26 protein-coding genes and 1 riboswitch are annotated in these 26,374 nt (G+C 74.2%); of the genes, 11 read left to right on the top strand and 15 right to left on the bottom strand.

The genetic code is table 11. From position 1 onward, the window contains the following. Positions 1-248 precede the first annotated feature (248 nt). A complete protein-coding gene (holA, locus tag VKZ81_RS07170) occupies positions 249-1,217 on the bottom strand; it encodes a DNA polymerase III subunit delta (RefSeq protein ID WP_414709338.1) in 969 nt (322 codons plus the stop codon). Positions 1,218-1,320: 103 nt separating this feature from the next. After that, positions 1,321-1,437: riboswitch (SAM riboswitch) on the top strand. A gap of 8 nt (positions 1,438-1,445) precedes the next feature. Here holA and thrC point away from each other — a divergent pair. Further along, a complete protein-coding gene (gene thrC / locus VKZ81_RS07165; RefSeq protein ID WP_324240637.1) occupies positions 1,446-2,711 on the top strand; it encodes a threonine synthase in 1,266 nt (421 codons plus the stop codon). A gap of 9 nt (positions 2,712-2,720) precedes the next feature. On the opposite strand, the gene VKZ81_RS07160 is transcribed toward thrC, so the two are convergent. The 3 genes from VKZ81_RS07160 to VKZ81_RS07150 are packed head-to-tail and all read right to left on the bottom strand — an operon-like array spanning position 2,721 to position 6,302. Beyond that, a complete protein-coding gene (locus tag VKZ81_RS07160; RefSeq protein WP_324240636.1) occupies positions 2,721-4,895 on the bottom strand; it encodes a xanthine dehydrogenase family protein molybdopterin-binding subunit in 2,175 nt (724 codons plus the stop codon). Then, positions 4,892-5,851: an FAD binding domain-containing protein gene (locus VKZ81_RS07155; RefSeq protein WP_324240635.1), complete on the bottom strand. Its 960-nt coding sequence runs from the start codon at positions 5,849-5,851 to the stop codon at positions 4,892-4,894. The genes VKZ81_RS07160 and VKZ81_RS07155 overlap by 4 nt, the downstream gene beginning before the upstream one ends. Continuing rightward, positions 5,838-6,302: a (2Fe-2S)-binding protein gene (locus tag VKZ81_RS07150; RefSeq protein ID WP_324240649.1), complete on the bottom strand. Its 465-nt coding sequence runs from the start codon at positions 6,300-6,302 to the stop codon at positions 5,838-5,840. The genes VKZ81_RS07155 and VKZ81_RS07150 overlap by 14 nt, the downstream gene beginning before the upstream one ends. A gap of 142 nt (positions 6,303-6,444) precedes the next feature. Here VKZ81_RS07150 and VKZ81_RS07145 point away from each other — a divergent pair, with 142 nt between their 5' ends. Continuing rightward, positions 6,445-7,020: a TetR/AcrR family transcriptional regulator gene (locus VKZ81_RS07145; RefSeq protein WP_324240634.1), complete on the top strand. Its 576-nt coding sequence runs from the start codon at positions 6,445-6,447 to the stop codon at positions 7,018-7,020. Here the strand turns inward: VKZ81_RS07145 and VKZ81_RS07140 are convergent, their stop codons facing one another. Then, positions 7,021-7,635 (bottom strand): TetR/AcrR family transcriptional regulator, encoded by a 615-nt coding sequence (locus VKZ81_RS07140; RefSeq protein ID WP_324240633.1) that lies wholly within the window; start codon positions 7,633-7,635, stop codon positions 7,021-7,023. A 103-nt stretch (positions 7,636-7,738) separates the two neighbouring features. Between VKZ81_RS07140 and VKZ81_RS07135 the strand changes: the two genes are divergently transcribed. Further along, complete coding sequence (locus VKZ81_RS07135) at positions 7,739-8,299, top strand: DUF308 domain-containing protein (protein WP_324240632.1); 561 nt, start codon at positions 7,739-7,741, stop codon at positions 8,297-8,299. Here the strand turns inward: VKZ81_RS07135 and VKZ81_RS07130 are convergent. Continuing rightward, the gene (locus VKZ81_RS07130) at positions 8,296-9,084 is read right to left on the bottom strand and encodes an SDR family NAD(P)-dependent oxidoreductase (RefSeq protein ID WP_324240631.1); all 789 of its coding nucleotides are present in this window, start codon (positions 9,082-9,084) and stop codon (positions 8,296-8,298) included. The genes VKZ81_RS07135 and VKZ81_RS07130 overlap by 4 nt on opposite strands. Before the next feature lie 108 nt (positions 9,085-9,192). On the opposite strand from VKZ81_RS07130, the gene VKZ81_RS07125 reads away from it, so the two are divergent. Further along, a complete protein-coding gene (locus VKZ81_RS07125; protein WP_324240630.1) occupies positions 9,193-9,780 on the top strand; it encodes a TetR/AcrR family transcriptional regulator in 588 nt (195 codons plus the stop codon). 3 nt (positions 9,781-9,783) lie between these two features. On the opposite strand, the gene VKZ81_RS07120 is transcribed toward VKZ81_RS07125, so the two are convergent. Continuing rightward, a complete protein-coding gene (locus tag VKZ81_RS07120; RefSeq protein WP_324240629.1) occupies positions 9,784-10,710 on the bottom strand; it encodes a LysR family transcriptional regulator in 927 nt (308 codons plus the stop codon). A 108-nt stretch (positions 10,711-10,818) separates the two neighbouring features. On the opposite strand from VKZ81_RS07120, the gene VKZ81_RS07115 reads away from it, so the two are divergent. Genes VKZ81_RS07115 through VKZ81_RS07095 form a run of 5 tightly spaced genes read left to right on the top strand, consistent with a single transcriptional unit; the run spans position 10,819 to position 16,058 of the window. Beyond that, positions 10,819-11,808, top strand: coding sequence for a cyclase family protein (locus tag VKZ81_RS07115; RefSeq protein WP_324240628.1), 990 nt, complete (start codon positions 10,819-10,821; stop codon positions 11,806-11,808). An 11-nt stretch (positions 11,809-11,819) separates the two neighbouring features. After that, positions 11,820-12,950, top strand: coding sequence for an FAD-dependent monooxygenase (locus tag VKZ81_RS07110; RefSeq protein WP_324240627.1), 1,131 nt, complete (start codon positions 11,820-11,822; stop codon positions 12,948-12,950). Between the two features lie 19 nt (positions 12,951-12,969). Then, entirely contained in the window at positions 12,970-13,908 is a 939-nt protein-coding gene (locus tag VKZ81_RS07105) for a VOC family protein (RefSeq protein ID WP_324240626.1), read from the top strand. Positions 13,909-13,921: 13 nt separating this feature from the next. Beyond that, positions 13,922-14,884, top strand: a complete 963-nt coding sequence (locus tag VKZ81_RS07100; protein WP_324240625.1) for a fumarylacetoacetate hydrolase family protein — start codon at positions 13,922-13,924, stop codon at positions 14,882-14,884. 10 nt (positions 14,885-14,894) lie between these two features. Next, positions 14,895-16,058: an alpha/beta hydrolase family protein gene (locus tag VKZ81_RS07095; protein ID WP_324240624.1), complete on the top strand. Its 1,164-nt coding sequence runs from the start codon at positions 14,895-14,897 to the stop codon at positions 16,056-16,058. 7 nt (positions 16,059-16,065) lie between these two features. On the opposite strand, the gene VKZ81_RS07090 is transcribed toward VKZ81_RS07095, so the two are convergent. The 4 genes from VKZ81_RS07090 to VKZ81_RS07075 form a co-directional block, all read right to left on the bottom strand. Further along, positions 16,066-17,424, bottom strand: a complete 1,359-nt coding sequence (locus VKZ81_RS07090) for an MFS transporter (RefSeq protein WP_324240623.1) — start codon at positions 17,422-17,424, stop codon at positions 16,066-16,068. Further along, positions 17,417-18,223 (bottom strand): PEP/pyruvate-binding domain-containing protein, encoded by an 807-nt coding sequence (locus VKZ81_RS07085; protein WP_324240622.1) that lies wholly within the window; start codon positions 18,221-18,223, stop codon positions 17,417-17,419. The genes VKZ81_RS07090 and VKZ81_RS07085 overlap by 8 nt, the downstream gene beginning before the upstream one ends. 7 nt (positions 18,224-18,230) lie before the next feature. Beyond that, entirely contained in the window at positions 18,231-19,877 is a 1,647-nt protein-coding gene (locus VKZ81_RS07080; protein ID WP_324240621.1) for a PEP-utilizing enzyme, read from the bottom strand. Positions 19,878-20,031: 154 nt separating this feature from the next. Continuing rightward, positions 20,032-20,946, bottom strand: a complete 915-nt coding sequence (locus VKZ81_RS07075) for an aldo/keto reductase (protein WP_324240620.1) — start codon at positions 20,944-20,946, stop codon at positions 20,032-20,034. 126 nt (positions 20,947-21,072) lie between these two features. Here VKZ81_RS07075 and VKZ81_RS07070 point away from each other — a divergent pair, with 126 nt between their 5' ends. Then, the gene (locus VKZ81_RS07070) at positions 21,073-21,660 is read left to right on the top strand and encodes a TetR/AcrR family transcriptional regulator (RefSeq protein ID WP_324240619.1); all 588 of its coding nucleotides are present in this window, start codon (positions 21,073-21,075) and stop codon (positions 21,658-21,660) included. A 48-nt stretch (positions 21,661-21,708) separates the two neighbouring features. Here the strand turns inward: VKZ81_RS07070 and VKZ81_RS07065 are convergent, their stop codons facing one another. Together VKZ81_RS07065 and VKZ81_RS07060 are read right to left on the bottom strand one after the other, a co-directional pair. Next, entirely contained in the window at positions 21,709-22,389 is a 681-nt protein-coding gene (locus VKZ81_RS07065; RefSeq protein ID WP_324240618.1) for a GntR family transcriptional regulator, read from the bottom strand. Next, positions 22,386-22,910, bottom strand: a complete 525-nt coding sequence (locus VKZ81_RS07060) for a peptide deformylase (RefSeq protein ID WP_324240617.1) — start codon at positions 22,908-22,910, stop codon at positions 22,386-22,388. Before VKZ81_RS07060 ends, VKZ81_RS07065 begins: the two co-directional genes overlap by 4 nt. Positions 22,911-22,934: 24 nt before the next feature. Here VKZ81_RS07060 and VKZ81_RS07055 point away from each other — a divergent pair, with 24 nt between their 5' ends. After that, on the top strand, positions 22,935-23,891 hold the full coding sequence (locus VKZ81_RS07055) for a threonine ammonia-lyase (protein WP_324240616.1): 957 nt from the start codon (positions 22,935-22,937) through the stop codon (positions 23,889-23,891). Between the two features lie 9 nt (positions 23,892-23,900). Here VKZ81_RS07055 and VKZ81_RS07050 read toward each other — a convergent pair whose 3' ends face one another. Together VKZ81_RS07050 and VKZ81_RS07045 are read right to left on the bottom strand one after the other, a co-directional pair. After that, a complete protein-coding gene (locus VKZ81_RS07050) occupies positions 23,901-25,055 on the bottom strand; it encodes a M20 metallopeptidase family protein (RefSeq protein ID WP_324240615.1) in 1,155 nt (384 codons plus the stop codon). Positions 25,056-25,120: 65 nt separating this feature from the next. Further along, complete coding sequence (locus VKZ81_RS07045) at positions 25,121-26,365, bottom strand: MFS transporter (RefSeq protein WP_324240614.1); 1,245 nt, start codon at positions 26,363-26,365, stop codon at positions 25,121-25,123. Positions 26,366-26,374: the final 9 nt, after the last annotated feature.

Here is a 26,374-nt window from a genome sequence, read left to right as displayed (position 1 = left end):
CAAACGTGAGATGCCCAACACCCCGGTCGACAGCTCCGGCGCACCTCACCGACAGTGGGTTGCCCCCGGAGGGCACACGCTCCCCCTCGCCCGTGCGACCCCGAGGAGATCCCCCGATGCTCGTCGACCTGTTCGCGCTGATCCCCGCCGTCCTCGCCGGCATCGGCGGGGCCTTGCTCGGTGACAAGGTGGGCGCCTGGTTCAAGAACAGCCGCACGAGCGGCGAGGGCTGAGACCCTCCGACCGGGCTACCGCTTCGCGCGGGCGGCCAGCATGCGCAGCACCGCACGCTCCAGGGCGTAGTCGGGGTCGGCCGCCGCGCCCTTGACGTCGGCGTTGGCCTCCGCCGCCGCGGCGTAGGCCTCGGCGAGCGCCTCCGGGCGCCACCCCCGCACCGCCTGCTGCGCCTTGCGGATCTTCCACGGCGGCATGCCGAGGGTGCCGGCCAGCCGGTTGGGGTCGCCGCGCCCCGCGGAGCCGACCTTCGCGAGCGTGCGCACCGCGTCGGCCAGCGCGTCGGCGATCAGCACCGACGGGGTGCCGAGCAGCTGTGCCCAGCGCAGCGCCTCGATCGCCCCCGCCCGGTCGCCCGCGACGACCTTGTCGGCCACCGCGAAGCCGGTGGCCTCGGCCCGGCCCCGGTGGTATCGGCGCACCGCGCGCTCGTCGACCGAGCCGCCGGTGTCGGCCACCAGCTGGCTGGTGGCCGAGGCGAGCTCCCGCAGGTCCGATCCCACCGCCTCGAGCAGCGCCGCGATCGCGTCGCCGGTGATCTTGCCGCCGACGCGGCGGGCCTCGGCGCGCACGAAGTCGGACCGCTCGTCCATCCTCGTGATCTTGTTGCAGGTGGTGACCGCGGCGCCGGACTTGCGCAGCGCGTCGACCATGCCCTTGTTGCGCGCCCCGCCGGAGTGCACGACCACGAGGACGGTGCCCTCGGCCGGGTCGGCCGCGTGCTCCACGATCGCGGCCGCGAGCTCCTTGCCGACCTCCTGCGCGGCGAGCAGGACGAGCACCCGGCCCTCGGCGAACAGCGACGGGCTCAGGCTCTCGGCCAGGTCGGCCGGCGTGAGCTCGGCCGCCCGCACCCGGCGGACCTCCGCCGACGGGTCGGCGGCGCGCACCTCGGCCACGACCCGCTCGATCGCCCGCTCGACGAGCAGTTCCTCCTCACCGACGACGAGGTGGATCGGGGCTGGGGCGGCCATGGCAACCATGCTCGCGCACGACCCCGACACGACGTGACCCGGCTCCCAGATCACGGGACGAGCTTGGGACGCCCGGTGATCGTGCCGTAACGTGTCGGGCACAACCGAACATGGCTCATCCAGAGGGGCAGAGGGACCGGCCCGACGAAGCCCCGGCAACCGGCGATGCGCTTTCCCGCGCTCGATCACGGTGCCAATTCCGTCCCGCACGGTGCGGGAAAGATGAGGAGACTCTTCATGACCCTGACTGCCGACAGCGCCACGACCACCGCTTTCGATCTCGGACCGGCAAGGGCGCTGTCCTGTCGGGAGTGTGGCCACCAGATCCCGCTCGCGGCGGAGTTCGCCTGCCCCGAGTGCTTCGGCCCGCTCGAAGTGGCCTACGAGTTCGGCGACGTCACGCGCGAGTCGATCGAGGCGGGCCCCAAGTCCATCTGGCGCTACCGCGAGCTGCTGCCCGTCCCCGCCGACGTGCGGTCCCACCCGAACACCGAGCCCGGCCTCACCCGGCTGATCAAGGCCGACCGGCTCGCCGCGGCGCTGGGCGTGCGCTCGCTGTGGATCAAGGACGACACCGGCAACCCGACCCACTCCTTCAAGGACCGGGTGGTCGCCGTGGCGCTGGCCGCGGCCCGGGAGCTCGGCTTCACCGTGCTGTGCTGCCCGTCCACCGGCAACCTCGCCAACGCGGTCGCCGCCGCGGCCGCGCGGGCCGGCTGGGACTCCGTGGTGCTGATCCCCAGCTCGCTGGAGCGGGCCAAGGTGCTGACCACCGCCGTCTACGACGGCACGCTGCTCGCCGTCGACGGCAACTACGACGATGTCAACCGGCTCGCCACCGAGCTCGCCGCCGAGCACGAGGACTGGGCGTTCGTGAACGTCAACGTCCGGCCCTACTACGCGGAGGGCTCCAAGACCCTCGGCTACGAGGTGGCCGAGCAGCTCGGCTGGCGCCTGCCCGAGCAGATCGTGATCCCGGTGGCGTCCGGCTCGCAGCTGACGAAGGTCGACAAGGGCTTCACCGAGCTCGGCGCGCTCGGCCTGGTCGAGCCCACCCCGTACCGGGTGTTCGGCGCCCAGGCCACGGGCTGCTCGCCGGTGGCCAAGGCGTTCGAGGACGGCCACGACGTCGTGCAGCCGGTGCGGCCGGACACGATCGCCCGCTCGCTCGCCATCGGCAACCCGGCCGACGGGCCGTACGTCCTCGACACCGTCCGCCGCACCGGCGGGGCGCTGGCGCACGTCAGCGACGAGGAGGTCGTCGAGGGCATCCGGCTGCTCGCCCGCACCGAGGGCGTGTTCGCCGAGACCGCGGGCGGGGTCACCGTGGCCACCGCGAAGAAGCTCGTCGAGTCCGGCCGGCTCGACCCGGACGCCGAGACCGTGCTGCTGATCACCGGCGATGGGCTCAAGACCCTCGACGCCGTGTCCGGCCACGTCGGCCCGACGGCCACCGTGCCGGCCACGAGCACGGCGGTGCGGGAGGCGCTGGAGGCGCGCTGACCCGCGCGGTCAGTCCGGCAGCAGGTCCTCGATCCTGATCGGGATGCGCCGCACGCGGATCCCGGTGGCGTGGTGGATCGCGTTGGCGACGGCGGCGGCCACGCCGACGACGCCGATCTCTCCGATGCCCTTCGCACCCACCGGGTTGTGCAGCGTGTCGGGGTGCTGCACGAAGTGCACGTCGACCTCGGGGATGTCGGCGTTGACCGGCAGGAGGTAGCCGGCGAAGTCGGCGTCGGCGAGCCTGCCGCTGTCCTCGACGCGCAGCCCTTCGTGCAGCGCGGCGGCGACGCCCCAGATCATCCCGCCGACCAGCTGGCTGCGGGCGGTCTCCTCGTTGATGATCCGGCCGGCGTCGAACACGCCGAGCAGGCGCGACACGCGCACCTCCCGCGTCCACCGGTGCACCCGGACCTCGCAGAACTGCGCGCCGAACGAGCGGAAAGCGTGCTTGGTGACCTCCTCCCCCGGTGCGGACGAGCCGGTCGCCGAGAGCGACTCACGGCCGAGCGCGCGCAGCAGCTCGCCGAACGTCATCGAGCGGGCACCGGCCAGCACCCGCCCGTCGGCGTAGGTGACGTCCCGGCCCGCGAACGGGGCACCGGGCGCGCTCGCGAGCGCCTGGAGTTGTTCGATCACGGCCGCCGCCGCGACCGTGATCGCGGACCCGACGCTGGCGGTGCCGGTCGACCCGCCGGAGATGCCGCCGGGTGGGTAGGCCGAGCGGCCCAGCCGCGGGGTGACCCGCTCCGGCGCGATGTCGAGCGACTCGGCGCCGAGCAGCGCCATCACGGTCGACAGGCCCGTCCCCGGGTCGGCCCCGCCGATCGAGACCACCGCGGTGTCGTCGGCGCGCAGCGTGATCTCCGCCGTCGCCGGGAACCGCAGCGCCGGGAACATCGCGGTCGCCATGCCGGTGCCGACCAGCCAGTCGCCGTCCGCGCGGCCGGTGGCCCCGCGGCCGGACCAGCCGAAGCGCTCGGCGCCGATCCGGTAGCAGTCCTCGAGGTAGCTGCTCGACCACTGCAGGTCGCTGCCGACCGGGCCGGCCGCGAGGTTGCGCATCCGCAGCTCGACCGGGTCGACGCCCAGCGCCGCGGCCAGCTCGTCCATCGCGCTCTCCAGCGCGAACGACCCCGGCGCCTCCCCGGGCGCGCGCATGAACGTGGTGCGCGGGATGTTGAGCGGCACCACCTTCTGGCTGAGCGCCAGGTTCGGGGTGCGGTACCACTCCTTCGACGTCGCGTGCGAGGTCTGTTCCACGAACGACAGGTCGGTGGCCGCGCTGCACCACGAGTCGTGGCGCACGGCGATCAGCGTCCCGTCCCGGTCGGCGCCGAGCGTGACCGCCTGGAGCGTCTCGGCGCGGTTCGCGGTGGCGGTGAACACCTGCTCCCGGGTCAGCGCCGCCTTGACCGGCCTGCCCAGCGCCCTGGCCGCGGCCGCCGCCAGCAGCGCGGGGACGGAGGTGCTGCCCTTCCCGCCGAACGCGCCGCCGACGAACGGGTTGATCGTGTGCACCGACGAGGGCTCGACCCCCAGCGCCGCCGCCATGTCCGCCTGGTGGAAGGAGGCGCCCTGGTTGCCGCTGTAGATCGTGAGGCCGTCGTCGTCCCAGACCGCGACCGCGGAGTGCGGCTCCATCGCCGCGTGGTTCTGGGCGGCGGTGGAGTAGGTGGCGTCGACCACGACCGGGCTCGCGGCGAGCGCCTCCTCGATCGAGTCCACGCCCGGGGCGAGCACGGTGTGCGTCGACGGGGTGCCGTCCAGGGAGGGCGGCGCGTCCTGGGCGAGGTCGAGGTGGTCGAGCAGCGAGGTGCGGGCGGGCCGCTCGTCGTAGGTCACCTCGACGAGCCGGGCCGCGTCGCGGGCCTGCTCGAAGGTCTCCGCCACGACGAACCCGACGGGCTGGCCGTGGTGGGTGACGTCGCGGTCCTGCAGCGGCACCCAGGTCTCGCCGAGGATCGGGTTGTACGGCCTGCGCAGCGGCAACGGGTCGAACGGCGAGTAGACGGCCACGACGCCGGGCGCGCGCTTGGCGGCGGTCACGTCCATCGCGACGACCTCGCCGCTGGCGACCGTGCTCGTGACGACGTAGCCGTGCAGCATGCCCGGGAAGGTGTGGTCCAGGGCGTAGCGGGCCCGGCCGGTGACCTTCAGCGGGGCGTCGATCCGGCTGGTCATGCCGGGCTCCCTCCCATTTCCAGCAGCGCCCGCACGATCGTGCGCCGCAGCAGCGGCAGTTTGAAACCGTTCTCCGACAGCGCGACGGCCCCGTCGGTCGCGAGGGCCGCCGCGTCGAGGAAGGCGGCCTCCGACACCGGCGCGCCGCGCAGCGCCTCCTCCACCGCAGGCAGGCGCCACGGCACCGTCGCCACCCCGCCGACGGCCACCCGGGCGTCCACGACGCGGGAGTCGCGGATGTCGAGGGCGACCGCGGCGGAGCACAGCGCGAACTCGTAGGACCGGCGGTCGCGCACCTTCACGTAGGTGGAGCGGGCCGCCCACTCCAGCCGCGGCACCACGACCTCGGTGACCAGCTCGCCGGGCCGCAGGTCGTTCTCCACGTGCGGTGTGTCGCCGGGCAGCCGGTAGAAGTCGGCCAGCGCCACGCTGCGGGTCCCCTCGGCCGAGGCGAGCGTGACCCGCGCGTCGAGCGCGACGAGGGCGACGGCGAGGTCGCTCGCGTGCGTCGCCACGCAGGAGTCGCTCGTGCCGAGGACGGCGTGCATCCGGTTGGCGCCCTCGCGGGCCGGACAGCCGCTGCCCGGTGCGCGCTTGTTGCACGGCACGGCCACGTCGCGGAAGTAGCCGCACCGCGTGCGCTGCAGCAGGTTGCCGCCGATGGTGGCCATGTTGCGCAGCTGCTGGGACGCGCTCTGCTCCAGGGCGCGGGAGATCACCGGGTACACGCCGGGGTGGCGCGCGACGTCGCTCATCCGCTCCAGCGCGCCGATGCGCAGCCCGTCGCTCGCGTCGATGCCGCGCAGCGGCAGCGCGTTGATGTCGAGCACGCGCTGCGGGGCGAGCACGTCGAGCTTCATCAGGTCGACGAGCGTGGTACCGCCCGCGAGGAACGTGCCCGGTGCGGCGAGCGCCTCCTCGGCGGTGGCGGGGGCGGTCAGCTCAAACGGACGCATCGGACCGCCCCATCCGCTCGGCCGCCTGCTCGACCGCGGCGACGATGTTCGGGTACGCGGCGCAGCGGCAGAGGTTGCCGGACATGAACTCGCGCACGTCCGCGACGCCCTGCTGCACGGCGGCGACCGCGGACATGATCTGCCCGGGGGTGCAGAAGCCGCACTGCAGCGCGTCCTGGTCGACGAAGGCCTGCTGCACCGGGTGCAGCTCGCCGTCGGCCGCGAGCCCCTCCACGGTGGTCACCGGCTCCCGCACGGTCGCGGCGAGCGTGAGGCAGGACAGCACCGGCCGCCCGCCCACGTGCACCGTGCACGCGCCGCACTGGCCGCGGTCGCACCCCTTCTTCGGCCCGGTGACGCCCAGCCGCTCGCGCAGCGCGTCGAGCAGGGTGACCCCGGGGTCGACATCGAGCGCCTCGGACCTGCCGTTGATGTCGAGGGTGATGTTCACGGGCATCGTCCCCGTCGTGCTCGTAGCATGAACCGGATGACTATCCGGTCGGCGTCACCGTAGCGGATACGTATCCGCTCGGCAACGTCCGGCCACCCCCGGCGGTGGATTACCGTTCGTGGGCCGACCGGGAGGTGACGACGTGACGACGGGATCGGTGAGCCCGCGGCGGGCGGACACGCGCCGCAACCACGAGCGCATCCTCGCCGCGGCGGCCGAGCGCCTCGCCGCCGCCGAGGAGCTGTCGTTCAACGCCATCGCCAAGGCGGCGGGGGTGGGCGTCGGCACCGTCTACCGGCACTTCCCCACGCAGGAGGCGCTCGTCCTCGCGGTCTACCGGCGGGAGGTGGAGCACCTCGTCGCCGTCGCCCCCGAGCTGCTGCGCGACCTGCCGCCGCAGGAGGCGTTCCGGGTGTGGATCACCGACCACCTCGCCCGGTACATGATGACCAAGCGCGGCCTCGTCGACGCCATGCACGCCGCCACGCGCTCCCACGAGGACGAGGCGCGCAAGGCCTACGACGCCGTCGCCGACACGGCGGCCACCCTGCTCGCGGCCAACGTCGAGGCGGGCACGGTCCGCGCCGACGTCGACGCCGACACCGTCATGCGCGGGCTCGCCGGCCTGTTCCACCTCGACCCGCACGGCGACTGGCGCGGCCAGGCCGAGGCGCTGGTAGACCTGCTCTGGCAGGGCATGCGCCCCCGCCAGGACTGATCACCGGGCTCGGTGCAGGACGGTGAGCAGGCCCTCGACGCCCCGCTGGAACGCGGCGCGCACGCTCTCCACACCGTCGAGGTGGGCCCCGGCCATCGCCCCGTCGCGCATCATCGCGAAGTGCCGCGCGGCGTGCTCCGGGTCGGGCCGCCGCGGCGAGTCCGCGAAGGCCTGGGCGAACAGCTTCGCCAGCGTGGCCACGTACCAGGCGCGGTGCTCGGCGACCAGCCGGCGCACCGGGTCGTCGGGGTCCGGGTACTCGGCGGCGGCCTTGAGGAACGCACACCCCCGGAACTCCGGCCGGGCCAGGTCGTCGGTGACGAGCCTCCCGATCGCGCGCACCGCATCCGCGGGCGACGGGGCAGCCTCGACGGCGGTGCGCACCGCGGCCCGCACCTCGTCGTCGGCGCCGCGCAGGTAAGCGAGCACGAGGTCTTCCTTCGAGGGGAAGTGCCGGTAGAACGTCGCCCGCGTGGCCGGGGCCTCGGCGAGGATCCGCTCGACCCCGACGGCCCGGATCCCCTCGCGGTAGAACAGCCGGCTCGCCGTGGCCAGCAGCCGCTCCCGCGCCGCGGAGCGGCGGGCGGTTGGCGCGGGGCGCGTCGAGGTCGACATGTCGCGAGGGTAACAGAAAGAACGGTCGGTCTTGCATTGCCGGCGGCCCGGTGCCAGGGTCGAAAAAGAAGGAACGGTCGTTCTACCTTCCGAAGGGATCGCCATGACCACCGCCCCGGCCGCCCTCGCACCCGCGCTGCGCCGGCTCTACATCACCCGATTCGGCTTCGCCCTCGTCTGGGCGGCCCTGCTGCTGGTCACGGCGGCGCACATCGGCCCGCTGACCGCGGCCCTGATCGTGCTGTACCCGCTGTTCGACGTGGCCGCCGCCGTGGTCGACCTCCGCTCGTCGGGCGGGGCCGGCTTGCGCGTCAACATCGCCGTCAGCGCGCTCGCCGCGGTCGGCCTCGCCGTCGCCCTCGCCGCGGGCGTGCCCGCCGTCCTGCGGGTCTGGGGCGCCTGGGCGGTCGCGTCCGGCGTCGTGCAGCTCGTCGTGGCCGTCCGACGCCGCCGGCTCGGCGGGCAGTGGGCGATGATCGCCAGCGGGGCGATCTCCGTGCTCGCCGGCGCGTCGTTCGTCCTCATGGCCGCGAACCCGGAGGCGTCGCTGGCCGGGGTGGGCGGCTACGCCCTGCTCGGCGGCGTGTTCTTCCTGGTGTCGGCGCTGCGGCTCGGCCGCCCCGCGGCACGCGCGGTGACGGGACGGCCGAGCGGTGCGCACTAGGCGGTCTTCACCAGGCCGCCGTCGATGAGGTGGTCGGCGCCGGTGATGCTGCCCGCCCGCGGCGAGCAGAGCTGCACGACGAGGTCGGCGACCTCACCGGCCTCGATGAGCCGCCCCGTCAGCATCCCCGCCTGCGCGGGCAGGGCGGCGAGCAGCTGCTCGTGCGGCACGCCGAGCTTGGCCGCGAGCCGGCCGCCGTAGGAGTCCGGGTGCTCCCAGAGCGCCGTGCGCACCGGCCCCGGCGAGACGGTGTTGACGCGGACGCCCTGGGACCCGAACTCCTCGGCGATCGCCTTCCCGAACGCGGTCAGCGCGGCCTTGGCCGTCGTGTAGGCGATCGGCCCGCCCGACGGGACCCGCGCACCGCTGGACGAGACGTTGACGATCGCACCTCGCCGGCGGACCAGGCTCGGCAGCGCCGCCCGGGTCGTCCGCACGGTCGCGAAGAGGTTCAACCCGAAGACCTGCCGCCACACCTGCTCGTCGGTCTCGAGGAACCCCGCCGTCGCGTCGGCGCCCGCGTCGCCGCCGCCGACGTTGTTGACCAGCAGGTCGAGTTCCCCGAGCTCCTCCCGGGCCGCCTCGACGAGCCGCTCCGGCCCGTCGGGGTCACCCAGGTCCACCGTGACGACGTGCGCCCCCGTGCGCTGCAGCTCCTCCGGCGCGGTCCGGGCGGCCGCCACGACGCGGACCCCCTCCTCGACGAGCCGTTGCACCGTCGCCAGGCCGATCCCCCGGCTGGCTCCGGTGACGATCGCGGCCTTGTCCTTCAACTGGAGATCCACGCGGAACCCTTCCCGATTTGCATCACTACTGACGTCGACACGCTACAAGTTGCAACACTGATGTCGCAACGAAGGATCGAACGAGGACATGGGAGTAGAGTCCGTGGGGTGAGCGACGTCAGCACCCGCCCGTTGCGCGCCGACGCCGAGCGGACGGTGCGGACGATCCTGGAGGCGGCCGAGCGGGTTCTCGCCCGCGATCCGTCGGCCACGATGGAGGACATCGCCGCCGCGGCGGGCGTCGCCCGCACCACGGTGCACCGCAGGTTCAGCACCCGCGAGGCGCTGATCGCCGCGCTCGCGAGCTGGGCGGGCCGGCAGCTCGAGGCGGCCGTCGCGGCCGCCCGCCCGGAGAGCGCGCCGCCGCTGGTCGCGCTCTACCAGGCCACCGCCAACGTGCTGAGGGTGAAGGCCGCGTGGGGCTTCGCGATGGACACCGCCCACGGGGGCGCCGAGGTCGAGGCGATCCAGTGCCGGGTGCTCGAGGGGTGCGACCGGTTGTTCCGGCGCCTGCAGGACGCCGGCGTGCTGCGCGCCGACGTCGACCCGGTGTGGGCCCGCCGGGTGTACTACGCCCTGGTCCACGAGGCCTGCCGGGACGTCACCGGCGAGTCCGACCCGGACGTCGACGCGATCGCCACCCGGCTGGTCGACACGCTGCTGCGCGGGATGGGCACGCCGGGCGCCCCGCTCTGACGGCTACGACCGGTCCGGCGACCCGACGGCGAGCGCGGCGGCCCGCGCGACCAGGTCGCGCAGGTACCGGTTCTCCGGGTCGTCGTCGTAGACCGGGTGCCACCACATCGCCTCCACCAGCGGCCCGGCCTCGAACGGGACGGGCAATGCGCGGATCCCGGCGTCCAGCGGCAGCAGGTCGACGAGCCTGCGCTGCAGCAGCGCGACCCGGTCGCTGCCCGCGACCAGGCCGGGGACGGTCAGGAAGCTCTCCGTGACGGCCTGGACGTGCGGCTCGATGCCGAGCATGCGCATCTGCCGCGCGGCGGCCGTCGCCGCGGTCGGCCCGTGGTACACGGTCACCCACGGCAGCGTCTCCAGGTGCTGGACGGTCAGCCCGTCCGCGACGTCGGTGTTGTCGGCCGACACCACGCACACCCACTCGTCGCGGTAGAGCTCGCGGTGCGGCAGGTCGGTGACGATGCCGTGCGGCAGCAGGAGCAGGTCCGTGCCGAGCAGCACCTCCTCCGCCCGGTCGACGAGCTCCGGGCTGGTGGCCGCGAACCGCAGCCGGGCGTGCGGGGCCTCCTCGGCGAGCAGCCGGGCGAGCACATCCCCGAGCACGACCACCACGTAGTCGCTGGCCCGCACGGAGAACTCGCGCCGCGCCCGGGCGGGGTCGAATCCGGGCTGCGCGCCGAACACCCGCTCGACCCCCGACAGCGCGACCCGCACCAGGTCCTGCAGCTGCACCGCGAGCGGGGTGAGCCGGTAGGAGTTGCCGACCCGGGTGAGCAGCTCGTCGCCGAAGTGCCTGCGCAGCCGGGCCAGCGACGCCGACAGCGCCGGCTGGGACAGCCCCATCTCCGCCGCGGCCCGGGTGACGCTGCGGTGCCGCAACAGCGCGTCCAGGGACACGAGCAGGTTGAGGTCGAGCCGCCCCAGGTTCATGCGGCCGCAGGGTATAGACGCGGCTGATATCGCGCATCAGCCATCTCGTCTTCCCTCCCCGGAGGCCGTCCCCCATCGTGTGGTCGACCGGCTCAACGAGGAGACGACGTGCCGAATCCGCCAGAACCCGTCGGTATCGACCGGACCGATGCCGAAGGCGCGATCGCCGCCGCGGCGAAGCGCTGCTCGAACTGGGGACGCTGGGGCGCCGACGACGTGCTCGGCACCCTCAACTTCCTCGACGACGCCAAGCGCCGCGAGGGAGCCGGGCTCGTCCGGCGCGGCACGAGCTTCTCGTTGGCCCAGTCGTTCGACGCGAACGGCCCGCAGAAGGGGTGGCGGCGGCGCACCAACCCGGTGCACACGATGCTCGACACCGGGCTGGACGCCGAGCGCGGCACCCAGGGCTTCCCGCACGGCATCGGCGGCGCCGACGACGTCGTCTTCATGCCGCTGCAGGCCTCCACCCAGTGGGACGGGCTCGGGCACATCTTCGACCACGGCCTCGCCTACAACGGCCGCCGCGCCGGCGACGTCGTGACCAGCGAGGGCGACCGGGTCACCGGAATCGAGACCGCCGCCGCGCCCATCGCGGGCCGCGGCGTGCTGCTCGACGTCGGCCGGGCGGTCGGCACCGACGGCGAGCTGCCCGACGGGTTCGCCATCACCGCCGAGCACCTGGAGGCGACGATCGCGGCACAGGGGCCGTCGGCGCGCGTCGGCCGGGGCGACCTCGTCCTCGTCCGGACCGGACGGCTCGCCCGAGCCCGGAGGGAGGGCTGGGGCGACTACGCGGGCGGCCCCGCCCCCGGCCTGTCGTTCACCACCGCCGACTGGCTGCACCGCAGCGAGATCGCCGGCATCGCCACCGACACCTGGGGCTTCGAGGTCCGCCCCAACGAGTTCGACGACGCCTTCCAGCCGCTGCACCAGGTCGCGATCCCGCACATCGGCCTGTTCATCGGCGAGATGTGGGACCTCGACGCGCTCGCCGCCGACTGCGCGACCGACGGGGTCTACGAGTTCCTGCTCGTCGCCGCGCCGCTGCCGGTGACCGGCGCCGTCGGCGCCCCCGTCAACCCGATCGCGCTGAAGTGAGGGAGCGGCCGATGCCCGCCGTCACCAGCGTCCTCGTCGTCGGCGCCGGGCTCGCCGGGACCGCCACCGCCGCCCACCTCGCCGCCCGCGGCGTCGCCGTCGACCTCGTCGAGGTCAAGCCGGAGCCCACCGCGCTCGGCTCCGGGATCACCCTGCAGGGCAACGCGCTGCGCGAGCTGCGCGCGCTCGGCGTCTGGGAACGGGCGCGCGAGCGGGGCTACGCCTTCGACGTCACCGGCCTCCGGGCCCCCGACCCGGCCGGCACCGTCGTGGCCGAGATCCCGGACGCCCGCACCGGCGGCCCGGACCTGCCCGCCGCGATGGGCATGCCGCGGCCCGAACTGGCCCGGGTCCTGCTCGGCCGGGCCGCCGAGGTGGGGGCGCGGATCCGGTTCGGCGTCGCGCCGGTCTCGCTGGGCCAGGACGGCGCGGGCGTCGACGTCGGCTTCTCCGACGGCTCCGCCGGGCGGTACGACCTGGTGGTCGGGGCCGACGGGATCCGGTCGTGGACCCGGCGCGCGATCGGGATCGAGCTGGAGACCCGGCCGGTCGGGATGGGCATCTGGCGGGCGTTCGCCCCGCGCCCGGCGAGCGTCACCCGCACCGATCTCTACTACGGCGGCCCCTGCTACATCGCCGGCTACTGCCCCACCGGCGAGGACTCGCTCTACGCCTACATCGTCGAGGACGCCCACGACCGCAGCGAACTGTCGCCCGAGCAGCGGCTCGCGACGATGACGCGGCTCGCCGCCGCCTACCACGGCCCCTGGGACGAGATCCGCGCGGTGCTCACCGACGCCGCGCACGTCCACTACACGTGGTTCGAGACCCACCTGCTCGACCCGCCCTGGAACCGGGGCCGGGTGGTGCTCGTCGGCGACGCCGCCCACACCTGCCCGCCGACGCTCGCCCAGGGCGGGGCGATGGCCCTGGAGGACGCCGCGGTGCTCGCCGAGCTCCTCCTCGGGCGGGACGCGGTCGACGAGGACCTGTGGCAGGCCTTCCACGCCCGCCGCGTCGAGCGCGTCCGCACCGTCGTCGACGCCTCCAACCAGCTCGCCCGCTGGCTGCTCGACCACGTCCAGGGCGATGCGCCCGCGCTGTTCCGGCGCATCGCCGCCCTCACCAGCAGGCCCGCATGAGCCAGCGAAGGGACGACCCATGCCGGAACGACTGATCACCCACCTGCGCCACGTCGACCTCGCCGTGCCCGACCACGCCCGCCAGCTCGAGTTCTACACCCAGGCGTGGGGCCTCACGCCCGAGCACGGCGAGACGGGGCTGACCTTCCTCGCCGCGGAGGGCAGCCCCGAGCAGTACGTCCTGCGGCTGCGCAAGGCCGCCGAGAAGCGGATCGACCTCATCGCCTTCGGCGCCGCCACGGCCGCCGACGTCGACACGCTCGCCGCCCGGCTGGCGACCGCGGGCGTGCAGCTGGTCAGCGAGCCCGCCGCGCTGCAGACGCCCGGAGGCGGCTACGGCTTCCGGTTCTTCGACAACGAGGGCCGCACCGTCGAGATCTCCTCCGACGTCGCCGTCCGCGCGCACCGCCGGATCGAGGCGGGCGAGTCGATCCCCGTGCGGCTGTCCCACGTCGTGATCAACTCGGCCGAGCCGGAGGCCACCCGCGCGTTCTACGAGCGGCACCTCGGCTTCGCCCTCTCCGACACGCTCATGCACCCGCGCATGGGCGAGATGATGTACTTCCTGCGGGTCAACGCCTGGCACCACAGCCTCGCGATCGCGCGCTGCCCGCACCCGTCGCTGCACCACGCCTCGTTCGAACTGCGCGGCCTCGACGAGTACATGCGCGGCACCGGCCGGCTGCTGCGGGCCGGGGTGGAGAAGATCTGGGGCCCGGGCCGCCACCTCGCCGGCAACAACACGTTCAGCTACTTCCTCGACCCCAGCGGCAACACGATGGAGTACACGACCGAGCTGGAGCTGGTCGACGAGGACACCTGGCACCCCCACCTCTACGACTTCACCCAACCCGAGGTCTCCGACCAGTGGGGCACCGCGAACGCGATGAACGAGTTCGTCGCCAAGCGCTCCTTCAACGACCCGGACAAGGGCCTGTTCGTGGCCCCGCCGGTGTGAGGGGGGCGCGCCGATGCGGTTCGCCACCTGGGAGGCGGGCGGTGCGGTCACCGCGGGCGTGGTGTCCGATGCCGGCCTGCACCCGCTGACCGCCGGCACGACCGTGCTCGACCTGGTCCGCGCGGGGCTGCCAGCCGCGCTCGACGCCGGGTCCGCGGCGCTCGACGGCCCGGCGGTGCCCCTCGACGGGGTGCGGCTGCTGCCCCCGCTCGCGCCGCCGACGGTGCGGGACTTCGTCGCGTTCGAGGAGCACGTCGAGGGCGTCGTCGCCTCCGTGGGCGACGGCGGCGGCGTCGTGGCCGAGTGGTACGAGGCGCCGACGTTCTACTTCACCAACCCGTACGCGCTCATCGGCGCGCACGACGACGTGCCGGTGCCGCCCGGGTCGTGCCTGTTCGACTTCGAGTGCGAGGTCGCCGCGGTGGTCGGGCGCGACGGCGCGTCCCTCACCCCGGAGCAGGCCCGCGACCACGTGTTCGGCTACACGATCCTCAACGACTGGTCGGCGCGCGACCTGCAGCGCCGCGAGATGAAGGTCCAGCTCGGCCCGGCCAAGGGCAAGGACTCCGCCACCACCCTCGGGCCGTGGCTGGTCACCGCGGACGAGCTCGAGCCCTTCCGCGACCCGGACGGGTTCCTCGCGCTGGAGATGCGCGTCGCCGTCGGCGGCGTCGAGGTCGGCCGCGACCTGCTGTCCAACATGGGGTGGCCGTTCGAGGAGCTGATCAGCTACGCCTCGCGCGGCACCTGGGTCCGCGCGGGCGACGTGCTCGGCTCGGGCACCTGCGGCAACGGCGGCTGCCTCGCCGAGCTGTGGGGCCGCCGCGGGCGCCAGGACCCGCCCCCGCTGCGGCCCGGCGACGTCGTCGAGATGACCGTCGAGGGCATCGGCACCATCCGCAACCGCGTCGTCGCCGGCGTCGACCTGCCGCCGGTGCGGCCGGCGCGCCGCCGACCGCGCTCCCGGCAGCGCTGAGAGGACCCCCGTGTTCGAGTACTTCCCGGGCAACTACGTCTGGAACCTGGCCGTCGTGGCCGCGCTCAACAGCGGTGGCCTCATCGACGAGGTCGACCGCGCCTGCCGGCCCATCCGGGAGGCCGCCACCCGCGGCGAGGACGCGGGCACCCCCGACTTCCTGCGCGCCTGGACCGCACTCACCGACCAGCTCGTCGCCCGCGCCGAGGAAGCGGAGAAGGCCGGCCACCCCCGCACCGCGGGCGAGCTGTACTTCCGCGCCACCAACTACCTCTGCCAGGCCGAACGCATGCTGGCGCGCACCGACCCGTACCGCATCCCCACCTACCGGCGGGTGCTGGAGCTCGCGCAGCGGTCGTTCCGCCTGCGCGACCCCCGGATCACCCGCGTGGCGGTCCCGTACGAGGGCACGACGCTGCCCGCGTACTTCAGCGCCGCCCCGGCCACCGGCGACGGCCCGGCCCCGGTCGTCGTGCTGGTCAACGGGCTGGACTCCACCAAGGAGCACATGTACACGTCGAGCCACTGGGCCGAGCTCGCCGCCCGCGGCATCTCCTGCCTCATGCTCGACCAGCCCGGCACCGGCGAGGCGCTGCGCCTGCAGGGGCTCACCGCCCGCGTCGACGCCGAGGCGTGGGCCGGCGCGGCCGTCGACTGGCTGCAGACCCGCGCCGACGTCGACCCCACGCGCATCGGCGTCGTCGGCTGGTCGCTCGGCGGCTACTACGCCCCGCGGGCCGCCGCCTTCGAGAAGCGGTTCGCGCTGTGCGTCGCCTGGGGCGCCAACCACGACTGGGGCGCGGTCCAGCGGCGGCGCCTCGAACGCGAGGGCGAGCGCCCCGTCCCCCACTACTGGGAGCACGTGCTCTGGGTGTGGGGCCACGACGACCTGGACACCTTCATCGACTTCGCCGCCGCCATCCACCTCGACGGCGTCGTCGAGCGCATCACCGTCCCGTTCCTCGTCACGCACGGCGCGAACGACCGGCAGATCCCGCTCGAGCACGCGCACCGCTCCTACGACCGGGCCGTGGCGAGCCCCAAGCGCGAGCTGCGGGTCTTCACCCCCGAGGAGGGCGGCGCCGAGCACATCGGCCTCGACCACCTCGCGCACGTCAGCGCGTTCATCGCCGACTGGGTCGCCGACACCTTCGCCGAGATGCGCACGCAGTGACCCCGGCTCACGCGTCGGGCAGCCGGGCCGGCGCCGCCCGCCCCGGCAGGACCACCGCGCAGGCCGCGGCCGCCACCAGCACGCCGGCGAAGACGGCCAGGACGGTGCGGTGCTCACCCAGCACGGCCGACGGCTCGCCTGCGAGGTCGACCAGGCGCCCGAGCAGCGCGACCCCGACGACCCCGCCGAGGTAGCGCATCGTCGTCGCGATCCCGGCGGCGGCGCCGCTGTGCTCCCGGGCGACCGCGGCCAGCGACGCGCTCTGCGCCGCCGGGCTGGCGAGGCCGACCCCGATCCCGAGCACGGCGAGCGGCAGCACGAGCGACCACGGCGAGGACATCCCGGCGGCCGCGAGCAACCCCACCGCGCCGAGGGAGGCGAGGACCCCGCCGACCGCGACCGGCCGGGCCCCGATCCGGTCGGTCAGCCGACCCGCCGCGAGCGAGGCGACGATCATCGCGGCCGTCAGCGCCGCCAGCAACCGGCCGGTGACCGCGGAGTCGACCGCGAGCAGCGCCGCGAGCACCTGGGGCAGCTCGAACAGCAGCGTGTAGAGCACCAGGTTCTGCAGCGCGATGAGCAGCGAGCCGGCGGTGAACGCCGCCGAGGCGAACAGCCCGAGCGCCACCACCGGATCGCCTGCCCGCCGCTCCCACCAGACCAGCGGCACCACCAGCACGGCGCACGCGCCGAGCAGGGCCGCCGCGGTTCCGCCCGACGCGTCCAGGCCCAGCACCAGCGCGGCGAGCGCCCCGGCGAGCAGGACGGACCCCACGAGGTCGAACCGCGGCCGGTCCGGCGCCGGCGCCCGCTGGGTGCGGCCCACCGCGAGCAGCGCCGCGAGGCCGATCACGGGGAGGTTGGCCGCGAAGATGCTCGGCCAGCCGAAGGCGCGCACGAGCTCGCCCCCGACCACCGGGCCGATGCCGGCCGCCAGCGACATCACCGCCCCGAACAGGCCGAACGCCCGGCCGCGGCGGTCGGCGGGCAGCTCGGTCCGCAGCAGCGCCACGGTGGCGGGCACGATCGCGGCCCCGCCCGCCGCCATCAGGACCCGCGCCGCGGCGAGCACCCCGATCGCGGGCGCCGCCGCACCGACCACCGCGCCGACCGCGACCAGGCCCAGCCCGAGCGCCAGCACGCGCCGGTGGCCGATCCGGTCGCCGAGCTTCCCGCCGGGGCCCTGCAGCACGATCGCGGCCACGAGGTAGCTCGCGACCGCCGCCTGCGTCACCGTCCCGGGCGGCCGGGCGAACTCGCGCGTCATCTCCGGCAACGCCACCGCGATCATGGTCGAGTTGAGCGGCATCAGCGACGAGGCGAGCAGGGCGGCGCCGAGCGTCCGCCAGGTGCGCAGCTCAGCCACCGGTGATCGGCCGCCGCTGCAGGAGGAACACCGCGCCGCGGTGGAAGGCGAACTCGATGTCGTGGTCGGGCGAGCCGTCCACCGCGTCGCACGCCTCGGCGAGCGCGTGCAACGCGGCGAGCTGCCCGAGGTCCAGGCACGGGGCGTGCGCGGCCGCGTCGTCGACCACGACCTCCTCGGTCCCGGTCGGCCCGGCCCGCAGCGCGACGTCCTTCTCCCCGACCGTCCGCTCGAGCACGCGGCCCTCGGCGTCCAGCCGGAACCGGTCGGGGACCACCAGCCCGGCGACCACCGCCTCGCCCAGGCCCCAACTCGCCTCGACCACCCGCTCCGCGGCCCCGGTGACCGGGTTGCGGGTGAACATCACCCCGGCCACGTCCGCGGGCACCAGCTCCTGGACCACGACCCCCATCCTGGCCCGGCCGAGCCCGAGCCGGCCGCGGTAGGCACGGGCCGCGGCCCCGTCACCGGACGCGTGCACCCGCCGGACGGCCGCCACCACCGCGTCGGGCTCGCACACGCCGAGCACCGTGCGGTGGGCACCGGCGAAGCCGGCCTCGCCGGAGTCCTCCTCGACGGCGCTGGACCGCACGGCCCGCGGGCGGTGCCCGCCGGCGCAGGCGGTGCGCACCGCGGCCACGGCGGGGTCCTCCTGCACCACCGCCTCGACCGCGTCGACCGACAACGCGAACCCCGCCGGCACCGGGAGCCCGGCGCGCGCGGCCGCCCCGAGCGAGGCCGCCTTGCCGCCGGACGCCGCCCCGTCGGTGGCGTCGGCGAGCGGGGTCACCGCGGGCACGCCGCCCTCACCCGAGCACCCGCACCTCGCCGGTGGTCCCGTCCACCCGCACGATGGCGCCGTCCGGGATCACCCGGGTCGCGGCCCGGGTGCCGACCACGCCCGGGATGCCGTACTCCCGGGCCACGATCGCGGCGTGGCTGGGCTGGCCTCCCCGGTCGGTGACGATGGCACCGACCGAGGGCAGCACGACCGTGAAGTAGGGGGTGGTCACGCGGGTCACCAGCACGTCGCCGGGCCGGATGCGGTCGAAGTCGGCGCCGTCGGCCACCAAGCGGGCGGGGCCGGGGCCCTCGTAGACGCCGCTGTTGACCGCGAGCCCGCGCAGCACCGTCGCGTCGTTCGCGGTGTCCGGGACGTCGAACAGGTTGCTCATCGCGGTGTTGACGGCGAGCGTCGCGCGGCGGGCCGGCTCCGGGATCGCCTCCAGCGGCGGGGGCGGGGCGGGCGGCGGCCCGACGATCGGCGGGGCGTCGTCGACGGTGAGCGTCGTCCGCCGCTGGAACCGCTCGGCCACCTCCTGCGCGGACGGCCCGGACTCGCCGCGCAGCAGCGCCGCGAGCTCGGCGGCGTCGGCGTCGACCGCGTGCTCCGGGTCGGCGAGTGCACCGCGGCCGGCGAGCCGCCGCCCGGCCTCGAGCACGGCGCGGCGCGCGAACCCGGCGGCCCACCCGTCGGAGTAGGTGGCCCGCTCGTCGCACAGCCGGTTGGCCGGCCGCGCCTCGTGCAGCCGGTCGTCGAACTCGGCGAGGTGCTCGGCGGGCACGCGGGCGCTGATCGCGGACAGCGCGGCGTCGCCGTCGTCACCGGGCCCGTCCTTGCGGTGTGCGACGGCCGCCCGGATCGCTCCGACCAGCGCCGAGGGCAGCTCGTCCGCCGTCGGCTCGGAGACGTCGTAGCCGATCGACCGGTACCGGACCGCGTCGAGGTACCGCCGCGCGGCCGGGCCGGCGCACGGGTCGGCGGTGAGGGCCCGGAGCACGCCCTCGGGCTCACCCGGCACGGCGAGGGCCGCCCGGGCCGAGTGGGAGCCGGCCACGGCATCGGCCAGCGCGTCCAGCTCGGCCACGGCGAAGCCGGTGGACACGGGCGAGGTGCCGCGCAGCAGCCCCATGAGTTCCCCCGCGCCGACCCCGGTCCACTCGAGCGCGCCGGCGAGGAAGTCGCCGGTCACCATCACCGAGGGCGCGCTGTAGCGGTGGTGCAGCTCGAACATCGCCTCGAGGTGGTCGCGGCAGCGGCCGACGTGGTCGGCGAGCTCGTCGTCGAACAGCGTCGCCGGGTCCACCTCCTGCAGGGCCAGGTGCGCGGCGACGGCGCCGGGCTTGACCACCTCGTCCCAGTGGGCGAGGTCCTCCCGCCAGAAGCGCTCCCGGAACGCGCGCGCCGAGGTTTCGATCCGGTCGCGCATCTGCTCCGGTGTCGCCGTCCCGCCGGCGCCGAACGGCACGCGCTGGGCGTACATGAACCCGCCGATCACCGCGATCTCGTGGCGTCCGAGCAGCAGGCCGTAGCGCGCCAGCCCGGCTTCGAAACCGCGTGGTGCGCCCGCGACCAGAGGGGACCGGAGGAACCAGCTCACCGGCCGAGCGAGGTGGGTGGTGTCCAGCTCCCACGTGCCGTCGTCGGGCGGCTCGAACGTCTCGTCGCACACGAGGGCCTCCCTTCCCCGGTCCGGCCTCCATCCCCCCGATGGCGACACCGGACCCGGAGTACCCCGACTTCTCGGGGCTCGGCGCAGCGCCGTTGACCCGACCAGGCGAACCGTGCGGACGCGTCGCCGCCCCGGCCCGGCGGCGGTCGGCGCGTCACGATCCCTCGCCGCGCACGGCGCCGATCGGGACGTCGGCGGAGCGGGAGTCGACGGCGTCGAGGGCGGCCATGGCCTCCTCGTCCAGCGTGATCGCCGCGGCGGCCACGTTGGCCTCGAGGTGGGCGGGGTCCGCGGTGCCGGGGATGAGCAGCAGGTTCGGGGCGTGGTGCAGCAGCCAGGCGAGCCCGACCTGGGCGGCGGTCGCGCCGAGGTCGGCGGCGACCGCGCCCACCGCGGGCTCGTCGCTCGCCTTGGGGACCCCCGGGAAGACCCCGCCGAGCGGGAAGAACGGCACGTACGCGATGCCCTCGGCCAGGCACAGCTGCAGCACCTCCTCGTCGTCGCGCGAGACGAGGCTGTAGGCGTTCTGCACGCACGCGATCCCCGCGGGCAGGGCGCGCCGCAGACCGGCGGCGGTGACGCCGCTCAGGCCGATCGCGCCGACCTTGCCCTCGTCGCGCAGGGCGGTCATCACCGCGAGCTGGTCGTCGAGGTCGACCACCTGGTCCCCCTCGGGGCGCAGGCCGGGGCCCGCGTCGAGGCGGCGCAGGTTGACCACCGCCAGTCGCTCGACGCCGAGGCTGCGCAGGTTGTCCTCGACGCTGGCGCGCAGCTGCTCGGGTCGTTGCGCGAGCCGCAGCGGCAGCGGCCCGCCGGGGTCGGGGTCGGCGCCGACCTTGGTGACGACGAGAACGTCGTCCTCGGGGCGCAGCGCCTCGCGGATCACGGCGTTGGCGAACCCGGAGCCGTAGAACTCGGCGGTGTCCACGTGGTCGACGCCCAGTTCGACCGCACGGCGCACGAGCGCGACCGCCTCGTCGCGGCGGTCGTGCAGGCGTTCCAGCTGCAACGCGCCGTAGCCGACGCGGTGGACGGTGCGGCCGGCGAACGGGGCCGTGGGAGTGATCATGAGCCGGACCCTACGCGAGATGGCTGACAGATTTCAATATCTGTCACTTGTCGCCCCGCCTCGTCGCGATCAACGGCTCACGTAGGTTCTGTCGGAGGTCCGGCACCGGCTCGACAGGGAGGCCTGATGCGCGCGCAGCCGCTCGACGCGGAGACGATCGTGTCGGCGACGGAGGAGGTGCTGCGCCGCCACGGCCCGGAGAAGGCCACGGTGCTCGACGTCGCGCGCGTGCTGGGGGTGAGCCACGGGAGCGTCTACCGGCACTTCCCGTCGAAGACGGCGCTGCGCGAGGCCGTGATCAGGCGCTGGCTCGACCGCGTCGGCGAGGAGCTCGTCGCCGCGGCCCGCGACCCTGAGCTCTCCCCGCCCGACCGGTTGCGCCGGCTGCTCACCGCCGTGTTCACCGCCAAGTGGACGAAGGCGCGGGAGGATCCCGAGCTGTTCGCCACGTTCCGGGTGCTGGCGAAGGAGCACAGCGCCGTGTCCGCCGCCCACGTCGCGTTCCTGGTCGACCAGGTCCGCACGGTCATCGCCGACGGCATCGCAGGCGGGGACTTCACCGCGGGCGACCCCGAGGTGCTCGCGCGAGCGGTCCTCGACGCGACCGCCCGCTTCCACCACCCGCTCCACGCCGCCGAGTGGCGCTCCCCGCAGCTCGAGGCGGATGCCGAGCGCGTCCTGTCGCTCATCATCGACGGCATCCGGGCCCGGTGATCGATCTGCCGGCTCCTCAGCGGGCGGTCTGCGCCGGCGATCGATCTGTCAGCCGGGCGCCGAACGCCGGTCTATCCACGCCTGGACGAGGCGCATACCTCCGTGCCAGTGCCGCTGGATCGCCTCCGCCGCGACGTCGACGCGCCCGTCCTCGATGGCCGCGAGGATCTCGCGGTGCTCGCGGTCGGCGTCCGTGCGCGAGTGGACCTCGCGCATGTAGGTGAGCTCGTACCGCGAGAGGTTCGTCCGGATCTGCCCCGTGAGCGCGACAAGGTGCTCGTTGCCTGCCGCCGCGACGATCCCGCCGTGCCACTCCGTGTCGAGCTGCCAGCGGCGCACCGGGTCGGTGCAGGACTCGAGCTCGGCGAGGATCGCCGCGAGCGGCTCGGTTTCGATGGTTCCCAGCTGCATCGCGGTCGTGACGGCCAGGCCCTCGAGCGCGGCGAGGATCGGGTAGAGCTCCTCGGTCTCGCTCCGCACCAGTGGTCGGACGGTGAAGCCGCGGGCCAGCGTCGACTGGAGCACGCCCTCGGCCTCCAGGCGAAGGAGGGCCTCGCGAACCGGGGTGCGGGAAACCTGCAGCGACCGGCTGAGCGACGCCTCGGTCAGGGCCTCACCGGGTTGGTACTCACCGGAGCAGATCAGGCCGACGATGCGCGCGTACACGGCGGCCCGCAGCGGCTCGGCGCGCGCGATCGGACCCTCCGTGGCCGGCTGCTGCGCCGTCATCGGCTGTACGGGCTCTCGTGGCGGTAGCGCCTCTCGAACTCGGCGCGCATGCACATCGTCTCTGGTCGCATCCGGTCCACGGCGAGGACGTTGTCGAGGTGGTCGATCTCGTGCTGGAGCAGGTGGGCCAGATCGTACTCGGCACGGAGCCGGCGGAACGCGCCGTCCAGCGTCCGGTACTCGACCTCCACCCACTTCGAACGCCGCACCTTGCCGAACAGCTCGACTGACAAGCTGAGGCACGTCTCCCACGGTTCCCACGTATCCGTGGAGAAAGCGGTGATCGTGGGGTTGACCAGGACGCGGTCCTCCCCGAGGGAGGAGTAGACGATGCGGACGGACTCGCCGATCTGCGGCGCTGCGATGCCGCGACCGTAGCTGGTACGGCGCACCCAATCGTCCAGGGTGTCGGCCAGGTCCGTGGCGGTTCGCCGAACCTCGGGGGAGCGCACGTCGTCGATCTCGCGACACCGCGCCCGCAGAAGCGGATCACCGACCTGAACAGTGGGGCGGACCGTCATGCGTTTATCGTATACGATGGACGAATGAGCGTCGAGGCAGAGACCGGGAAGCTGGACCCCGCGAACATCGAGCACGCCAGCCGGGTGATCGACCCGGTCTTCCGCGGCACACCTCAGTTCCGCGATCCCTTCCTCGCGGAACGGCTGGGCAAGGACGTCGTGGTGAAGGTCGAGTCGGTCAACCCGGTGCGCTCGTTCAAGGGAAGGGGGGCCGACTACTGCTTGAGCCGGCTGGACGCGCAGCGGGAGGTGGTCTGCGCCTCCGCCGGCAACTTCGGGCAGGCGATCGCATACGCCGGCCGGGCGCGCGGGATCGCGGTCTCCGTGTTCGCCGCGACCACCGCCAATCCTGCGAAGGTCGCACGGATGCGCGCGCTCGGCGCGAACGTCGTTCTCGTCGGCCACGATTTCGACGCGGCGAAGAACGCGGCCCGCGAGCACGCGAAGCAGCGGCCCGGCGCCCTGTTCCTCGAGGACGGCGAGGATCCGCGCGTCGCCGAGGGCGCGGGCACGATCGGACTCGAGCTCGCCGCCGTCGCGCCGGACACGCTGCTGGTTCCGGTGGGTAACGGCGCCCTCATCGCCGGCGTGGGGTGCTGGATGCGATTCGCCTCGCCCGACACCCGCGTCGTGGGCGTATGCGCTGCAGGAGCACCCGCGATGGAGATCAGCTGGCGCCGCGGGGAGCCGGTCTGCACCGACACGACCAGCACCATCGCGGACGGGGTCGCCGTCCGCGTCCCGGTTCCCGCCGCTGTGACGTGGATGCAGCACTACGTCGATGACGTTCTCCTCGTCGACGACGAGCAGATCCTGCAGGCCGTCCGGATCGTCGACGAGACCCTCGGTCTGCCCCTGGAACCCGCGGGCGCGATCGGGATCGCTGCCGCCATGGAGTACGACGGACCCGGCGAGATCCTGGCGACGGTGCTGACCGGCAGCAACTTCGCACCCGAGCTGCTCGACCGGATCCGGCGCTGAGCGACGCCGCTACGGTCGGCGCCCGCACACCTCGAGCGCCATGCCGAGGAGCAGGCGCAGGCCAACGGCCAGTGCCTGCTCCTCGATGTCGAACCTCGGGTGGTGGTGGGGGTAGGAGGGCCGGTCCTTCGGTCCGGCTCCGACGAGGAAGAACACCCCGGGCACGTGCTGCTGGTACCAGGCGAAATCCTCACCCGCGAGCACCGGATCGACCGCTGCCAGCGCGGGCTCGCCCAGCCACGTGCGCACGATCCGCTGCGCCGACGCGGCGAGCGCGGGGTCGTTGACCACCGCGGGCGATCCGTACTGCACCGCGGTCCGCGCGTCCGCTCCGTACGTGGCCGCGGTGCCGCGCGCGATCTCCTCGATCCGGCGGGCGACGGTCCGACGCAGGGATTCGTCGAACGTCCGCAGCGTGCCGCGCAGCGTCGCCGTGTCCGGAACGACCGCCGCGTGCTCGCCCGCCGAGAACGCGGTGACGGCGACGACGAGCGGCTCGGTCGGTGGGGCCACCCGCGTCGCCAGCTGCTGCAGGCCGCTCACCACCTGAGCCCCGACCGCGATCGGGTCGACGACCTCGTGCGGCAGTCCCGCGTGCCCGCCGCGACCGACGATCGTGATCTCGAAGTAGTCGGTGCTCGCCATCAGCGGGCCTGCGGGAACCGCGACGGTTCCGGACGCCAGCGGCGTCCACAGGTGTTGACCGACGACGGCGTCCGCGCCATCGAGCACCCCCCGCTCGATCAGCTCGGGTGCCCCGCTGGGCAGTGGCTCCTCGGCGTGCTGGAACACCAGCCGGACCTCTCCGGCGAGTCCCTCGCTCACGGAAGCGAGCGCGCGTGCGACACCGATGAGGACGGCCGCGTGGCCGTCGTGGCCACATGCGTGCATCACGCCGGGATGGCGTGACGCGTACGGCAGGCCCGTCTCCTCCTGGACCGGCAGCGCGTCCAAGTCGGCGCGCAGCACGAGCACCGGACCGTCCCGGCCGGTCCGGATGCGGCCGACCACGCTCGTCGCGGTCGGCCGGCTGGTCTGCACCCCGGCCGCGCGCAGCTCCGCCTCCACCCGCGCCGCGGTGCGCGTCTCCTGGTAGGAGAGTTCCGGGTGCTGGTGCAGCTCGCGGCGCAGCGCGATCACCCGGGGGTGCTCGCGCTCGGCCAACTCCGCGACCGCCGCCGAGGCAGACGGACGCGCGTGGGGCTCGCGGCCCGCTCCCGGACGCCCGCTCACCGGCTGATCCGCAGGTCGCGCAGGTCCTCGTGACGCCGATCCACGATGGTCAGGCTGGTCAGCAGCGAGGCCAGGCACAACGCCGCGACGTACCAGGAGAACAAGTGGCGCTGTCCGATGTCGGCCATCCACTCCAGGACGTAGGGCGCGGTGCCGCCGAACACCGCCACGGCCAGCGCGTACGGCAGACCGATGCCGGCCGCTCGCACCTCGGTCGGGAACATCTCCGACATGAGCGTCGGGGCGATGGCGCCGTAGAAGGCGAAGATCAGCAGGCCGAGCAGCTGTACGACGAACACGCTGGTGGCGGTCGGCCGGAGGGAGTCGAGCAACGGCAGCGCCGTCACCGTTCCCAGCCCGCAGAACAACAGCATCCAACGGCGTCGACCGAACCTGTCCGAAGCACGTCCGAACAGCGGCAGCGCGAGGCAGAACAGCGCAAGGGCTGCGAGCGAGGCGACGTCGATGCTGCCCGCTGCCGTCGGATCGGCGGCCTTCGCGCTGACGGGCAGGTAGACGGCGAAGACGTAGTACCAGGTCGTGATCCCCACCGTCATCCCGAACACCTGCAGCGAGGCGATCGGGTAGCGCCGCAGCCCGGCGAACATCGACACCGGGGGCTCGTTCTTCACGGACGCGTACACGTCCGACTCCTCGAGCCCCAACCGGATCCACAGGCCGACCAGGCCGAGCACCGCACCCAACGCGAAGGGCACCCGCCAGCCCCATGCGGCCAGCTGCTCGGGCGTCAACGCCGCGCGCAACAGGAACGACGTGAGCACCGCGGCGATCGTGCCGAGCGCGGTGCTGATGTAGAACGCGCTCGAGTACAGCCCGCGCTTCCCCGGCGGCGCGACCTCGGCGAGGTAGGTCGACGCCGCGGCGAACTCGCCGCCCGTCGACAACCCCTGCGCGATCCGCGCGATGAGCAGGAGCAAGGGGGCGAACAGGCCGATCTGCTCGTAAGTCGGCGACACCGCGATGGCCGTCGAGCCGGCCGCCATCAGCCCGATCATCAACGAGAGCCCGGCCCGGCGGCCGACCCGGTCGGACAACGCGGCGAGCACCAGGCCACCGAGCGGCCGGAAGAAGAAGCCCACCGCGAAGACCAGCAGCGCCTGGATCAGGTTGCTCACCCCGGTACCGGCCGAGAAGAAGGCCGGGGCGAACACCACCGAGAACACGGCGTAGATGTTCCAGTCGTACCACTCGATCGCGTTCCCGAGACCGGTACCGAGCACCGCCCTCCG

The organism is Pseudonocardia sp., from assembly GCF_035305885.1.
Lineage (GTDB): Bacteria > Actinomycetota > Actinomycetes > Mycobacteriales > Pseudonocardiaceae > Pseudonocardia.
The sequence above is the reverse complement of the archived record's forward strand: the minus strand, read 5'-3'. Positions and strand labels throughout refer to the sequence as shown.

What these genes read in the sequence shown, in the direction of transcription:
- VKZ81_RS07135 (WP_324240632.1), top strand. Translation starts at nt 7,739, where the DNA reads ATGACCACCGCCCCGGCCGCCCTCGCACCCGCGCTGCGCCGGCTCTAC.
- VKZ81_RS07075 (WP_324240620.1), bottom strand. Translation starts at nt 20,946, where the DNA reads ATGATCACTCCCACGGCCCCGTTCGCCGGCCGCACCGTCCACCGCGTC.
- thrC (WP_324240637.1), top strand. Translation starts at nt 1,446, where the DNA reads ATGACCCTGACTGCCGACAGCGCCACGACCACCGCTTTCGATCTCGGA.
- VKZ81_RS07140 (WP_324240633.1), bottom strand. Translation starts at nt 7,635, where the DNA reads ATGTCGACCTCGACGCGCCCCGCGCCAACCGCCCGCCGCTCCGCGGCG.
- VKZ81_RS07105 (WP_324240626.1), top strand. Translation starts at nt 12,970, where the DNA reads ATGCCGGAACGACTGATCACCCACCTGCGCCACGTCGACCTCGCCGTG.
- VKZ81_RS07070 (WP_324240619.1), top strand. Translation starts at nt 21,073, where the DNA reads ATGCGCGCGCAGCCGCTCGACGCGGAGACGATCGTGTCGGCGACGGAG.
- VKZ81_RS07065 (WP_324240618.1), bottom strand. Translation starts at nt 22,389, where the DNA reads ATGACGGCGCAGCAGCCGGCCACGGAGGGTCCGATCGCGCGCGCCGAG.
- VKZ81_RS07160 (WP_324240636.1), bottom strand. Translation starts at nt 4,895, where the DNA reads ATGACCAGCCGGATCGACGCCCCGCTGAAGGTCACCGGCCGGGCCCGC.
- VKZ81_RS07055 (WP_324240616.1), top strand. Translation starts at nt 22,935, where the DNA reads ATGAGCGTCGAGGCAGAGACCGGGAAGCTGGACCCCGCGAACATCGAG.
- VKZ81_RS07100 (WP_324240625.1), top strand. Translation starts at nt 13,922, where the DNA reads ATGCGGTTCGCCACCTGGGAGGCGGGCGGTGCGGTCACCGCGGGCGTG.
- VKZ81_RS07120 (WP_324240629.1), bottom strand. Translation starts at nt 10,710, where the DNA reads ATGAACCTGGGGCGGCTCGACCTCAACCTGCTCGTGTCCCTGGACGCG.
- VKZ81_RS07155 (WP_324240635.1), bottom strand. Translation starts at nt 5,851, where the DNA reads ATGCGTCCGTTTGAGCTGACCGCCCCCGCCACCGCCGAGGAGGCGCTC.
- holA (WP_414709338.1), bottom strand. Translation starts at nt 1,217, where the DNA reads ATGGTTGCCATGGCCGCCCCAGCCCCGATCCACCTCGTCGTCGGTGAG.
- VKZ81_RS07110 (WP_324240627.1), top strand. Translation starts at nt 11,820, where the DNA reads ATGCCCGCCGTCACCAGCGTCCTCGTCGTCGGCGCCGGGCTCGCCGGG.
- VKZ81_RS07060 (WP_324240617.1), bottom strand. Translation starts at nt 22,910, where the DNA reads ATGACGGTCCGCCCCACTGTTCAGGTCGGTGATCCGCTTCTGCGGGCG.